Origin of the sequence: Streptomyces sp. NPDC038707, assembly GCF_040636485.1 — a bacterium.
GTDB lineage: Bacteria > Actinomycetota > Actinomycetes > Streptomycetales > Streptomycetaceae > Streptomyces.
In genome coordinates this window covers 164,045-177,008 of the sequence record NZ_JBEZUP010000005.1, presented here as the reverse complement: position 1 = coordinate 177,008, position 12,964 = coordinate 164,045, and the positions used below count along the sequence as shown (strand labels likewise).

14 protein-coding genes are annotated in these 12,964 nt (G+C 74.0%); 6 read left to right on the top strand and 8 right to left on the bottom strand.

Features of this window, described 5'->3' with window-relative positions; all coding sequences use genetic code 11:
- Positions 1-5 precede the first annotated feature (5 nt).
- Together AB0E62_RS09610 and AB0E62_RS09605 are read left to right on the top strand one after the other, a co-directional pair.
- Positions 6-890: an ATP-binding cassette domain-containing protein gene (locus AB0E62_RS09610; RefSeq protein ID WP_362190438.1), complete on the top strand. Its 885-nt coding sequence runs from the start codon at positions 6-8 to the stop codon at positions 888-890.
- Positions 887-1,558: an ABC transporter gene (locus AB0E62_RS09605; protein ID WP_362190436.1), complete on the top strand. Its 672-nt coding sequence runs from the start codon at positions 887-889 to the stop codon at positions 1,556-1,558. Before AB0E62_RS09610 ends, AB0E62_RS09605 begins: the two co-directional genes overlap by 4 nt.
- On the opposite strand, the gene AB0E62_RS09600 is transcribed toward AB0E62_RS09605, so the two are convergent.
- The 8 genes from AB0E62_RS09600 to zapE all read right to left on the bottom strand — a co-directional run bounded on the left by AB0E62_RS09600 (position 1,550) and on the right by zapE (position 9,283).
- Complete coding sequence (locus tag AB0E62_RS09600; protein ID WP_362190435.1) at positions 1,550-1,732, bottom strand: hypothetical protein; 183 nt, start codon at positions 1,730-1,732, stop codon at positions 1,550-1,552. The genes AB0E62_RS09605 and AB0E62_RS09600 overlap by 9 nt on opposite strands.
- A gap of 18 nt (positions 1,733-1,750) precedes the next feature.
- Positions 1,751-2,587, bottom strand: coding sequence for a polysaccharide deacetylase family protein (locus AB0E62_RS09595; protein ID WP_362190434.1), 837 nt, complete (start codon positions 2,585-2,587; stop codon positions 1,751-1,753).
- Between the two features lie 125 nt (positions 2,588-2,712).
- A complete protein-coding gene (locus AB0E62_RS09590) occupies positions 2,713-4,236 on the bottom strand; it encodes an FAD-dependent oxidoreductase (protein ID WP_362190433.1) in 1,524 nt (507 codons plus the stop codon).
- 123 nt (positions 4,237-4,359) lie between these two features.
- Entirely contained in the window at positions 4,360-5,328 is a 969-nt protein-coding gene (locus AB0E62_RS09585) for a slipin family protein (protein ID WP_362190431.1), read from the bottom strand.
- 105 nt (positions 5,329-5,433) lie between these two features.
- Positions 5,434-6,912 carry a SulP family inorganic anion transporter gene (locus AB0E62_RS09580; protein ID WP_362190429.1) on the bottom strand — a complete coding sequence of 493 codons (1,479 nt, stop codon included), beginning with the start codon at positions 6,910-6,912 and terminating at the stop codon, positions 5,434-5,436.
- An 8-nt stretch (positions 6,913-6,920) separates the two neighbouring features.
- Positions 6,921-7,499 carry a carbonic anhydrase gene (locus tag AB0E62_RS09575; RefSeq protein WP_362190427.1) on the bottom strand — a complete coding sequence of 193 codons (579 nt, stop codon included), beginning with the start codon at positions 7,497-7,499 and terminating at the stop codon, positions 6,921-6,923.
- Positions 7,500-7,583: 84 nt separating this feature from the next.
- Positions 7,584-7,979 (bottom strand): hypothetical protein, encoded by a 396-nt coding sequence (locus tag AB0E62_RS09570; RefSeq protein WP_362190425.1) that lies wholly within the window; start codon positions 7,977-7,979, stop codon positions 7,584-7,586.
- Positions 7,980-8,179: 200 nt separating this feature from the next.
- Positions 8,180-9,283, bottom strand: a complete 1,104-nt coding sequence (gene zapE / locus AB0E62_RS09565) for a cell division protein ZapE (RefSeq protein WP_362190423.1) — start codon at positions 9,281-9,283, stop codon at positions 8,180-8,182.
- A 276-nt stretch (positions 9,284-9,559) separates the two neighbouring features.
- Between zapE and AB0E62_RS09560 the strand changes: the two genes are divergently transcribed.
- From AB0E62_RS09560 to msrB, 4 genes are all read left to right on the top strand, one after another.
- The gene (locus tag AB0E62_RS09560; RefSeq protein WP_362190766.1) at positions 9,560-10,333 is read left to right on the top strand and encodes a pyrimidine reductase family protein; all 774 of its coding nucleotides are present in this window, start codon (positions 9,560-9,562) and stop codon (positions 10,331-10,333) included.
- A 129-nt stretch (positions 10,334-10,462) separates the two neighbouring features.
- On the top strand, positions 10,463-10,936 hold the full coding sequence (locus AB0E62_RS09555; RefSeq protein WP_362190421.1) for an indole-3-glycerol phosphate synthase: 474 nt from the start codon (positions 10,463-10,465) through the stop codon (positions 10,934-10,936).
- Positions 10,937-11,046: 110 nt separating this feature from the next.
- Positions 11,047-12,438, top strand: a complete 1,392-nt coding sequence (murC, locus tag AB0E62_RS09550) for a UDP-N-acetylmuramate--L-alanine ligase (RefSeq protein WP_362190419.1) — start codon at positions 11,047-11,049, stop codon at positions 12,436-12,438.
- Positions 12,439-12,454: 16 nt separating this feature from the next.
- The gene (gene msrB, locus AB0E62_RS09545; RefSeq protein WP_362190417.1) at positions 12,455-12,862 is read left to right on the top strand and encodes a peptide-methionine (R)-S-oxide reductase MsrB; all 408 of its coding nucleotides are present in this window, start codon (positions 12,455-12,457) and stop codon (positions 12,860-12,862) included.
- Positions 12,863-12,964: the final 102 nt, after the last annotated feature.

Genomic DNA, 12,964 nt, shown 5'->3' with positions numbered 1-12,964 from the left:
GCCCCATGCACCAGGACCGTCAGCTGTGCCTGACCGCCGTGGGCCGCCGCTACGGCGTCCGCGGGCCCTGGGTGCTGCGCGGGGTGGACCTCGTCGTCACCCCCGGCACCCTCGTCCGGATCGCGGGGGCGAACGGCAGCGGGAAGTCCACGCTGCTGCGGCTGCTCGCCCGGCTCGACACGCCCTCCGAGGGCCGCGTCACCGGCCGGCCGCGCACGGCGTACGTGCCCGAACGGTTTCCGTCCGCCCTGCCCTTCACGGCCGCCGGCTACCTGACCCACCTCGGCGCGCTGCACGGTCTCGGCCGCAAGGCCGCCGCCCGCGCCGCGCACACCTGGCTGGAGCGGTTCGGCGCGGGCCCGTACGCCGCCACCCCGATGGCGCGGCTGTCCAAGGGCGGCAGCCAGAAGGTCGCCGTCGCGCAGGCCCTGCTCGGCGCCCCGGAGCTGCTGGTGCTGGACGAGGCGTGGACCGGGCTGGACGCGCCGGCGCGGGCCGAGCTGGACCGGGCGGTGGCCGAACGGACGGCCGCCGGCGGCGCGGTGGTGTTCGTGGACCACGACCCGCGCCGGCTCGCCGGGGCGGCGGACGCGAGCTACACCGTGGCCGACGGCGCACTGCGGCCCCGGACCGACGGCACCGGTCCGGTGGTGCAGGGGCCGCTCACCGTGGTCGTCGTACAAGGGCCGCCGGACGGGCGGCTGCCCGCGGAGGCGGTACGGGCCGCGGCAGCCGCGGCGGAGACGGCTCCCGGCAGCCACCGCCTCACCGTCCCCGCCTCCCACTCCGACGCCGTGCTGCGCGCCCTGCTCACGGCCCGCCCGCCCTGGCACGTGGTGCGCGTCGAGCCGGGCGGTGCCGCGTTCCCCGATCCCGGAAGCCGCCCATGACCGTCCTCCTGCGCTACCAGGCCGACCTGCTGCTGCGCTCCCAGCGCTGGCTTCCCCCGGTGATCCTCTACGCCGCCTTCCTGGCCGTCGGCGTGCAGAGCGGGCAGCCGGTGCTGGATTCGCTCGGGTACACCGCCGCCGCCCTGCTGCCGGTGACCGCCTGGCTGGTACGGATCTGTGTCACCGCGGAGCCGCCCGCCGCCCGGGCCTGCGTCGCCGCCGCGCGCGGGCCCGCCCGGGCGCACCTCGCCTGCCTGCTGACCGCGCTGCTCGCGGCCGTGGCGCTGGGCGTGGCCGCCGTCGTGGTGGTGACCCTCATCAGCGATCCCGCGAGCACCGGTCACCGGGTGCGCGTCCCGCCGGCGCGGGCGCTGGCCGCCGGGCTGCCGGCCGCGCTCGCCTGCGCCCTGCTCGGTACGGCCGTCGGCGCGCTCACCGGCCCGCCGGTCCTGCGCTCCACCGGGCGCGCGGTGCCCGCGATGCTGCTCGGCGCGCTGCTCGCGGTGGTCGCGTCCGGTTCCCCCGCGCAGGCCGCCGTCACCGGTCTGGTCACCGGTTCGCGGACCGGGCGGGTCCCCGTGCCGCTGCTGCCGCTGGCGGGCGCCGCCCTGCTCACGGCCGCCGCCTGCGCCGCCGCGGCCTGGCTCACCGGGCGCCGGTCACCCTGAGCAGGCGGTGCGCTGGGCCTCCTGCCACTCGCACACCGGGCACAGGGTGATGCCCTTGTACGACTCCGGGTACTCGGTCGGCTCCCGGCACAGCACGCAGTCCGCGTACGGCGGGCCGTCCGCCCGGGGAGGCCGGGCCGCCTCGGTGATGGTGCAGTAGTCCTCGTCGCTCATGCCTCCAGCGTAGGACGGTCAACGGCCGGGGCCGGCCGCGCCGATCAGCTCGGAGACCTTCACGAACCGATAGCCGCGCGCCCGCAGCTCCGGTACGACCCGGCGTACCACCCGCTCGGTGGTCGGGGCGGCGCTGCGGGTGCAGTGCAGCACGACCACCGAGCCCGGCCGCACCCCGTCGAGCACCTGCCGGGCCACCGCGTCGGCGTCCGTGGCGAACGCGTCGCCGCTGACCACGTCCCACTGCACGGCGGTCACCCCGAGCCCGCTGAGCGCGCGCAGCGCCCGCTGGTCGTAACAGCCGCCGGGGAAACGGAAGTACGGCATCGGGTGCGGCACACCGGCCGCGCGCAGGGAGGCGTACGCCCGCTCGACGTCCGCGCGCATCCGGTCGGTGTCCACGGTCGGCAGGCCGTAGCAGTCGGCGGTGAAGGCGTAGTGGCTGAAGGAGTGGTTGGCCACCTCGAAACGCGGGTCCCGGCCCAGGTCGCGGGCCTCGGCCGGGTACTGCTCGGCCCAGCGGCCGGTCATGAACACCGTCGCGGGCACCTTCAGCTCGCGCAGGGCCCGGATCAGCCCCGGGTTGTCGAAGCGCTCTCCGGAGGCCGCGCGGGGCCCCTGGTCGGCGGTCATGTCGGCGTCGAAGGTGAACGCGACCGTCTTCCCCCGGGCGCGCGGACCGTGCTTGAAGACCGGGGTCAGTCCGCCGGGGCCGGGTGCGAGGACCGGCGGACGGGTGGGCGAGGGGGAGCCGGGGGTGGGGGAGGCGGGGCGCTCCTGCCGTGCGGTGCCGCAGGCGGTGAGCGCCGCGCCCAGGAGACAGAGGGCGGTGAGACGGCGTGCTAGAGGGATCACCCTACGAAAATAAAGCTGAATGTCGGTTTATATGACTATTTACGACCGATAGTGACGTGTTCTCACCCGCCCGGCGGGCCCGCCTCCCGCTCGGGCGGCCCCCGGCAGCCGGTCACTCCCGCCGGTCACTCCAGCTCGCGCCGCTCCAGCGGCTTGACCGCCGGGCCCTGGAGCACCGAGCCGTCCACCGCGAACCGCGAGCCGTGGCAGGGGCACTCCCAGGCACGCTCGGCGCGGTTGAACGAGACCAGGCAGCCGAGGTGGGTGCAGCGCGCGGACACCGCGTGCAGGGCGCCCTCCTCGTCCCGGTGCACCGCGAGCCGCTCGCTGCCCGAGCGGACCAGCGCGCCGTCACCGGGCGCCAGGTCGGCCACCGAGCCCGGCGGTTTCAGCCGGTCGCCGACGAAGTGCCGGGCCACCTCCGCCTGCGTCTTCAGCAGCGACGGTGCCTCACGGACCACCGACTTCAGCCGGCGCGGGTCGTACAGCTCCCGCCAGAGACAGTCCCGGCCGGTGATCAGCGCGGTGAGCAGCAGCCCGGCCATGATCCCGTTGCTCAGCCCCCAGCCGCCGAAGCCGGTGGCGACATAGGTGTGCCGGGCGGCCGGGTGGAACGGGCCGACCAGCGGGACGGTGTCGGTGGACTCGTTGTCCTGGGTGGCCCAGGCGTGGTCCAGGGTCACCCCGGGGAAGTGCGTCCGGGCCCAGGCGGCGAGCCGGTCGAAGCCGGCCTGCGGATCACCGGTGCCGGGCGTGAAGTGCTCCCCGGTGACCACGAGCAGCCGCCGCCCGTCCGGGCCGTAGGGGGCGGTGCGCACCGAGCGGGTGTTCTCGTCCGGGGTGATGTACATGCCGTCCGGATCCGGGCCGTCGCCCAGCGGTCCGGCGACCACCAGTTCCCGGCGCGGAGACAGCCGGGTGAAGAGCAGGGCCCGGTCGAACACCGGGTAATGGGTGGCGATCACCACGTCCCGGGCGGTCACCTCGGGGCCCGCCCCGGTCGTCAGCCGGCACGGCTCGCCCTCCGTCAGTCCGGTCACCCGCGTGTGCTCGTACACCCGGCCGCCGAGCCGCAGCAGGTCGGCGGTGAGTGCCCGGAGGTACTTGACCGGATGGAACTGCGCCTGCCCGGTCACCCGGACCGCGCCCGCCACCGGGAACGGCAGCCCGGTCTCCGTGGTGAACGTCGCCGGCAGCCCCGCCTGCCGGGCGGCCTCCGCCTCCGCGCGCACCTCGGCCACCCGCGAGCCGTCCCGGACATAGGTGTAGGCGTCCCTGGTCTCCCACTCGCAGTCGATGCCCAGCTCCGCCACCAGCTCCGCCGCGTGCTCGATCGCCTCCGACTGCGAACGGGCGTACAGCCGGGCGCCGTCCGGGCCCCGGGTGCGCCGCAGCCGGTCGTAGACCAGGGTGTGCTGGGCGGTCAGCTTGGCGGTGGTGTATCCGGTGACCCCGGCCGCCGCCCGCCCGGCCTCCAGCACCGCCACCCGCCGCCCGGCCCGGGCCAGCGCATGGGCGGTGCTCAGCCCGGCGATGCCCGCGCCGACGACGGCTACGTCCACGTCGAGATCCGCGTCCAGAGCGGGGTGCTCCGGCCCGGGAGCGGTCTCCAGCCAGTACGAATCGGTGACCTTCCGCTGCTCGCGCATGCCCGCCGGGTACCCAGGGCGGCCCGGCTCATATCCGCGGCGGCGGCCGGACCGGGCCCTGCGGGGGCGTCCCGCCCATGCCCCGCAGGCCGTCCTGCGGCTGGGGCGAGGCGGATGGCTGCCTCACATGGGCCGCGAGCCGTCGTCGGTCGGCTGTGAGCCGGTGTCGGTGGGCTGCGAGTCGGTGCCGGCGAGTTGCCGGGGGCCGCTGTCGGTGGTCCTCACGCCGCCGTCGGAGTGCGGCGGCGGGCCGTCGGCCCGCTGGGCATGCTCCCCGGGGCGGCTGTCGCCGCGCCCCGCCGTGAGGCCCCCGCCCCGGTCCGCCGGCGACGGCCCGGCGCCGCGCTCCAGGAAGTGCAGCAGTTCCACCGGGATCGGCAGCACCAGCGTGGAGTTCTTCTCGGCCGCCACCGCCATCACCGTCTGCAGCAGCCGCAACTGGAGCGCGGTCGGTGTGTCGGACATCTGCTGGGCGGCCTCGGCGAGCTTCTTCGAGGCCTGGAGCTCGGCGTCGGCGTTGATGATCCGGGCCCGGCGCTCCCGGTCCGCCTCGGCCTGGCGGGCCATCGACCGTTTCATGGTGTCCGGCAGGGAAACGTCCTTGATCTCCACCCGGTCGACCTGGATGCCCCAGCCCACCGCCGGGCTGTCGATCATCAGCTCCAGACCCTGGTTGAGCTTCTCGCGGTCGGAGAGCAGATCGTCCAGGTCGCTCTTGCCGATGATCGACCGCAGGGACGTCTGCGCCATCTGCGACACCGCGAACTTGTAGTCCTCGACCTTCACCAGGGCGCTCGTCGCGTCCACCACCCGGAAGTAGACCACCGCGTCCACCCGGACGGTGACGTTGTCCCGGGTGATGCCCTCCTGCGCCGGGACCGGCAGCGTCACGATCTGCATGTTGACCTTCTGCAGCCGGTCCACGAAGGGAATGATCAGGTTCAGGCCGGGCGACCGTACGTCCCCGCTGACCCGGCCGAGCCGGAACAGCACCCCGCGTTCGTACTGCCTGATCACCCGGATCGCCGCCGCCAGATACACGACACCGGCGGAGCCCGCCGCCGCGACGGCCACCAGCAGGTCCTCGACCATGGTGACCTCCTCGCCCAGAGGTCGGTTTTGTCTGCTGTTGCCACGATAGGCCCGTGGGGCCGGGATGCCGAGAGGTCCCGGCGGCCCGGCCCCACGGGCGCCTGCTCAGGCGGCGGTGACCAGCTTCACCGGATCGGTCCCGGCCGCGCTGTGCCGCGCGGCCCAGTTGTCCAGGGCCGTCCGGCAGGCGTGGTCCAGATGGTGCAGCCCGGACAGGTCCAGCCGGACCGGCCGGTCCTGCGGCAGCGACTCCAGGCTGTCCAGGATCTTCGGCAGCCGCAGGAAGGTCGCGTTGCCCGTCAGACGCGCCTCTATCGGGCCCGCGCCCCCGTCCACGACGTCCAGCTTGACGTGCGAGGCCTCCCAGGCGGTCTTCACCACCGCCAGCGCCAGACCGATGAGCACGCCCTCGAACATGCTGACCGCGACGATGGAGACGGCGGTGACGGCGAGGACCACCGCCTCGCCCCGGTGCCGCCCCCACAGCACGCCCAGCGAACGGACCGGGATGAGCTTGGCGCCCGCGTGGATCAGGATGCCCGCGAGGGCCGGGACCGGGATGTAGGCGAGCACGTCGGGCAGCAGCGCCGCGAACAGCAGCAGCCACACGCCGTGCAGCACCCGGGAGGCCTTCGTACGGGCGCCGGCCTGGACGTTGGCCGCGCTGCGCACGATCACCGCGGTCATCGGCAGCGCGCCGAGCGCCCCGCAGACCATGTTCCCGGTGCCCTGGGCGATGAGTTCCTTGTTGTACTCGGTGCGCGGCCCCGAGTGCAGCCGGTCCACGGCCGCCGCGCTGAACAGGGACTCGGCGGACGCGATCAGGGTGAACGCGACGACCGTGCCCAGCAGTCCGAGGCCGGCCAGTTCGCCGAAGGCGCTCAGCGGCGGCGGCTGGACGGCGCCGAGCAGGCCCTGCACCTCGACCGTGGCCACGGGCAGGTCCAGCGCGAACACGGCCAGGGTGGCGAGCCCCACCGCGGCGAGCGGGCCGGGCACCGTGCGCGCCTTCGCCGGGGCGTGCTTCCACAGCAGCAGTACGGCGACGGTGCCCGCGGCCACCGCCAGCGAGGACAGCGCGCCGGTGTCGCCGAAGGCGTCCACGAACGTGCCGGGCAGGTCGGCGATCTTGTCCAGACCTGAGTCGGGGGCCTTCGCGGCCATCGCCGGATAGAGCTGCCCGGCGATGATCACCAGGCCGATGCCGGCCAGCATCCCCTCCACGACGGAGACGGAGATGGCCCGGAAGTAACGGCCCAGCCGCAGCAGGCCCATGGCCACCTGGATGACACCGGAGGCGAGCACGATCACGCCGAGCACCGGCAGGCCGAACTCCTTGACCGCCTCGTAGACGAGCACGGTCATGCCGGCGGCCGGACCCGACACCTGGAGGCTGCTGCCCCGCATCAGTCCGGTGACGAGACCGCCCACGATGCCGGTGACCAGGCCGAGTTCGGCCGGCGCCCCGGACGCGACGGACACGCCCACACACAGCGGCACGGCGACCAGGAAGACGACGAGCGAGGCGGCGAAGTCCTGCTTGAGGTGCGGGAATCGGGATATGAGGGTGCGGTTGTCGGTCATCGGCGGACTCACAGGGCCTCGAAGCTGTCGGTCTGCTGGCGGTGCGTCCGTACCGTGCCGGTGTGCACCTCGTAGTACCAGGCGTGCAGGGTCACCTCACCCTCGGCCAGCTTGCGCTCGACGCAGGGGTACGAGCGCAGCCGCAGCAACTGGGTCAGGACGTGGCTCTGCACGCCCTCGGCGACCTCCGGGTCCTCGGCCTTGCCGGACGGGCGCGGGGTGGCGGAGACCAGCCAGTCGCGCACGGCCGGTACGGCGGTGAGGTCCTCGCCCCGCACCAGCGCGCCGACGGCGCCGCAGTGCGAGTGGCCGCAGACCACGATGTCGCGGACGCCCAGCACCTCCACGGCGTACTCGATGGTGGCGGCCTCGCTGGTGGGGTGCTCGGAGGCGTGGGGCGGGACGATGTTGCCCGCGGTGCGCAGCTCGAACAGTTCGCCGGGGCGGGCGCCCGTGATCAGGGCCGGGACGACCCGGGAATCGGAGCAGGTGATGAACAGGACCTGCGGGGACTGGCCTTCGGCGAGCTTGGCGAACTCCTCAGGGCGTTGTCCGAACGTACGGGCGTTGTCGATGAGGGGCTGCATGGGTGTGGGTTCCTCCTGGCGCGCCTTCCCGGCGCGTCGGACTCGAACGACGGTTGTGGGGGGGCGGGGGCGTGCGGGCCGGCCTCAGCAGCGGAAGACCTGAAGCTCTGCCGGGGTGTGGGCTCTGAGGGCGCCGGGGGAGGGACGGTGCGGTCCCGCGAGTGGCTCCGCCGGTCCCGCTCCGGCCGCCCGGCCGGATATGAGGGCGCCGTCCTCGGACCCTCCGGTCGCCGGGCCGCGCTGCCGGTCGCGGAGCTGCGGCACGCCCACGGGGGCGTCCGGGCGGCCGGGGACCCGGAGCGCGTCCGCCCCGGCGCGCGCCGAGAGCGCGGAGGGAGCGATTCCGGGCTCCGCCTGGGTCAGTGTCCGACCGAACGCGTGCGCGGATGCGAAGGTTTCCGTGCCCGCGCGGAGCTGGAGCGTGAGCAGGATCGCGGCGAGGGCGGCGAGCAGGCCGCGTACGGCTGTACTGCGGAACATGAGCCCCCCTCCGCCCTGTTCATGTTTCTAGTCCAGACCAAGTCTTGGTCAATGGATGGTCAAGAAACACTTTAGCCGGGTAAAGGCCTTTGCTGGGTTAACTGGAGGTTAACGAGCTGAGAGAGCGTAAAAAATGCGGGTCAAGTGGCGTGAACTCGCCCTTGACCCGCACGGGTTGATCAGTTGTCGGAGGGCGCCGCCTACGCGCCCGTCAGCCCCTTCGCGTCCCGGGCCAGCGCGGTGAGCCGGGATATGGCGCGGAAGTACTTCTTGCGGTAGCCACCGTTCAGCATCTCCTCGCTGAACAGCCGGTCGAACGGCAGCCCGGAGGCCAGCACCGGGACCTCGCGGTCGTAGAGCCGGTCGGCCAGGACCACCAGCCGCAGCGCCGTCGACTGGTCCGGCACGGGCCGCACGCCGGTCAGACACACCGCCCGCACCCCGTCGGTCAGCGCGCCGTACCGGCTCGGGTGCACCTTGGCCAGATGCTCCAGCAGGCTCGGGAAGTCGTCCAGCGAGGCGCCCTCGGTCGCGGAGGCCGTCTTCGTGACCTCCTCGTCGGAGAAGGGCGCCGGCGCCTCGGGCAGACCGCGGTGGCGGTAGTCCTCGCCGTCGATGCGCAGGGTGCGGAAGTGGGCCGACAGACCCTGGATCTCGCGCAGGAAGTCGGCGGCGGCGAACCGCCCCTCGCCCAGCTTGCCCGGCAGCGTGTTGGAGGTGGCGGCCAGTGCCACGCCCGCCTCGACCAGCTTGCCGAGCAGCGTCGACACCAGGACCGTGTCGCCCGGGTCGTCCAGCTCGAACTCGTCGATGCACAGCAGGCTGTGCCCGGACAGCGTGCGCACCGTCTGCTGGAAGCCGAGCGCGCCGACCAGGTTGGTCAGCTCGACGAAGGTGCCGAACGCCTTGCGGGACGGCTCGGCCGGGGCGGCGTGCCACAGCGAGGCCAGCAGATGGGTCTTGCCGACGCCGTAGCCGCCGTCCAGGTACACCCCGCGCGGCCCGGCCGGGGCCTTGGACGCCTTCGCCCTGCCGAACCCGAAGAAGCCGCGCAGGCCGGCGCCGGACGCCTGCGGCCCGCCCAGACCGGCGGCGAAGCCCTCCAGGACCTCGACGGCCTCCGTCTGGCTGGGCTGGTTCGGGTCCGGGATGTACGTGGCGAAGCGGACCGAGTCGAAGCGCGGCGGCGGCACCATCTCGGCGACCAGCCGGTCCGCCGGGACGTGCGGCTCGCGCGCGCACAGGGAGAGGGGGCCCGCGTCGGTCAGGGGGCCGGAACCGGGGGCGGTGCTGGAGGAGGACACGGTTGTCCATGCTAAGCGCCGTGTCACACTGCACGGATGCGACGCCTCTTCCCTGTGACCGAAGAAACAGCAGCCCAGGCCCGCGCCGACGGTGCGGCGACGACCGGCGGGGGACCGGCCGGGACCGCCGCGGACGGGGGAGTACCGGCCCACGTGGGACCGGCCGGGACCGCCGCGGACGGGGCGGCGACGACCGGTGGCGGGCGGGTCGGGTCCGCCGCGGACGGAGGGGCGCCGCGCGCCGGGGGGCCGGCCGGGGCCGCCCCGGGCAAGGGAGTGCCGGCCGCCGGAGGGCCGGCCGGGGCCGCGGCGGTCGCGGACCGGGAGTGGGGGCTCGCCGAGCTGGGCGCCGCCTACGCCTACCCGGCCCCGGCGCCGGGCGCCCCGCGGCCCTGGCTGCGGGCCAACATGGTCTCCTCGCTCGACGGCGCCGCCCACCACGAGGGCCGCTCGAAGCCCCTCTCCAACGCCGCCGACATGCGGATCTTCGGCACGCTGCGGGCGCTCGCGGACGTCGTACTGGTCGGTGCGGAAACGGTACGGCAGGAGGGGTACCGCCCCGCCCGGGTGCGCCCCGAGTTCGCCGGGGCCCGCTCGGCCGCCGGGCAGGCCCCGGTCCCGGCGATCGCGATCGTCACCGCGAGCCTCGACCTGGACTTCACGCTGCCCCTGTTCACCTCCCCCCTGGTCCCGACGCTGATCCTCACCGGATCCGCCGCGGCCCCCGACCGGGTCGCCGCCGCCGAGAAGGCCGGCGCCCGGGTGCTGGTCGCCGGGGAGGGCACGAGCGTGGAGCCGGTCCGCGCGGTGGAGGTTCTCGCCGGCCTCGGCCACACCCGGCTGCTCACCGAGGGCGGCCCCCGGCTGCTCGGCCGGCTGATCGCCGCCGACGTGCTGGACGAGCTGTGCCTGACCGTCTCGCCCACCCTGACGGCGGGCGGCGCGCAGCGCATCGCCGGGGGTCCGCCGGTCGCCGTTCCGCGCCGGTTCGAACTCGTGTCCCTGCTGGAGGAGGACGGATTCCTCTTCGGGCGCTACCGTCGGCCTTGAGATCGACGGAAGCAGTCGTTCCGGTTGGCTTCCGGCGGGCAGACTTAATCCGGCAGTACCCGTGCGATCACGGGGAAGGATGGTTTCCGCAGGGGCCCTGCCGGGCCCTCTAAGGAGAAGAGGCGCCTGGTGTTCACAAGCGTTCTGATGATCGAGAAGGCCCTGACGTCCGCCGACGTGGAGTTCGTCACCACCTTGCACGGAGACGAGCCCGTCTCCTTCCACGTCCTGCTCCAGCCGCGCGGCGAGCAGGCGGACCGGCTGTTGCGGGCCATCGACGACATCGCGCTCGGCGAACTCGACGAGGCGGTGCGGGAGGGCGAGACCCCGGAGGGCCGCGAGGCGCGGAGCGTGGGGCGGCAGGCCCTCGACGTGTCGCTCCAGGCGCTGCGCTCCGCGGGGAGCGAGGCGGAGGGGCGACTGGTCGAGGACCACCCGCTGGACGCGCTGAAGGCACTGGTCGCCGAGGTGGGCGCGGACGAGGTGATCGTGCTGACCGATCCGCACTACGTGGAGGAGTTCTTCCACCGGGACTGGGCCTCGAGAGCGCGGCACAAGGTCGGGGTGCCGGTGCTGAAGCTGTTCTCGCACAGCAAGGCGTAGCCGGCGGCGCGGCCGGGGACGGGTGTGCCGGGCCGCGCTGCGAGGCGGCGCCCGCGCCAGCGCATAGGCTTAGCCCTGCTCTAGCCCGTACCGTCTCTGGGGAGAAACGCATGGCACCCGGCCTTCCTACCGCCATGGACCGACCGCACTTCATCGGCATCGGCGGCGCCGGGATGTCCGGAATCGCGAAGATCCTGGCCCAGCGCGGGGCCGAGGTGGCCGGCAGCGACGCCAAGGAGTCGGCGACCGCCGGGGCGCTGCGGGCGCTGGGCGCCACCGTGCACATCGGACACGCCGCCGGGCACCTCGCCGACGACGCGAGCTGCGTCGTGGTGTCGTCGGCGATCCGCGAGGACAACCCGGAGCTGGTCCGCGCCGCCGAGCTGGGGATCCCGGTGGTGCACCGCTCCGACGCGCTGGCCGCGCTGATGGAGGGGCTGCGGCCGATCGCCGTGGCCGGCACCCACGGCAAGACCACCACCACCTCGATGCTGGCGGTCTCCCTGACCGAGCTGGGCCTGAAGCCGTCGTACGCCATCGGCGGCGACCTGGACGCGCCCGGCTCCAACGCGCTGCACGGCGAGGGCGACATCTTCGTCGCCGAGGCGGACGAATCAGACCGCAGCTTCCACAAGTACGCGCCCGAGGTCGCCATCGTCCTCAACGTCGAGCTGGACCACCACGCCAACTACGCCTCCATCGACGAGATCCACGAGTCCTTCGAGACCTTCGTGGACCGGATCACCGAGGGCGGCACCCTGGTCGTCTCCGCCGACCACGAGGGCGCCCGGGAACTGACCCGGCGGGTGCGCGGCCGCGCGGTGCGGGTGGTGACCTACGGCGAGGCCGAGGACGCCGACGTGCGCGTGCTGTCCATCGTCCCGCAGGGGCTGCGGAGCCGGGTCACGGTGGTGCTGGACGGGCAGGAGCTGACCTTCGCCGTCTCCGTGCCGGGCCGCCACTACGCGCTCAACGCGGTCGCCGCGCTCACCGCCGGCGCCGCCCTCGGCGTCCCGGCCGCCGAGCTGGCACCCGCGCTCGCCGCCTACACCGGCGTCAAGCGGCGCCTCCAGCTCAAGGGCGAGGCGGCCGGCGTCCAGGTGATCGACTCCTACGCCCACCACCCGACCGAGATGACCGCCGACCTGGAGGCCATGCGCGGCGCCGCCGGTGACGCCCGGATCCTCGTCGTCTTCCAGCCGCACCTGTTCTCCCGCACCCAGGAGCTGGGCAAGGAGATGGGGCAGGCGCTGGCCCTCGCCGACGCCTCGGTGGTGCTGGACATCTACCCGGCCCGCGAGGACCCGATCCCGGGTGTGACCAGCGAGCTGATCATCGAGTCCGCGCGGGCGGCCGGCGCCGACGTGACCGCCGTGCACGACAAGGCGGAGATCCCGGCGGTGATCGCGGGAATGGCGAAGCCCGGTGATCTCGTTCTCACCATGGGCGCGGGCGATGTGACCGACCTGGGCCCGCTGATCCTGGACCGACTCGCGCAGTAAGAGGGGCTGAGAGCTGATGGCGTACGACGTCGAGAAGCCGGACGAGCAGTGGCGCACGGAGCTGACCCCGGCCGAGTACGCCGTGCTGCGCCAGTCCGCCACCGAGCCGGCCTTCACCGGTGAGTACACGGACACCAGGACCAAGGGGGTGTACTCCTGCCGGGCCTGCGGCGCGGAGCTGTTCACCTCCGACACCAAGTTCGAGTCGCACTGCGGCTGGCCGTCCTTCTACGACCCGAAGGACTCCGACGCGGTGGAACTGGTCGAGGACCGCTCCCACGGCATGGTCCGCACCGAGGTCCGGTGCGCCCGCTGCGGCTCCCACCTGGGGCACGTCTTCGCGGGCGAGGGCTACCCGACCCCCACCGACCAGCGGTACTGCATCAACTCGATCTCGCTGCGCCTGGCGCCCGCGGAGGACTGAGCGCGGCGCGGCGGCCCGGTCCGGTCCACGCGGGGGACCGGCACCCGCCGCCCGCCCGTCCCGTTCGCGACCCGCCCTTCTTCCTGCCACGGCGTGGCGACA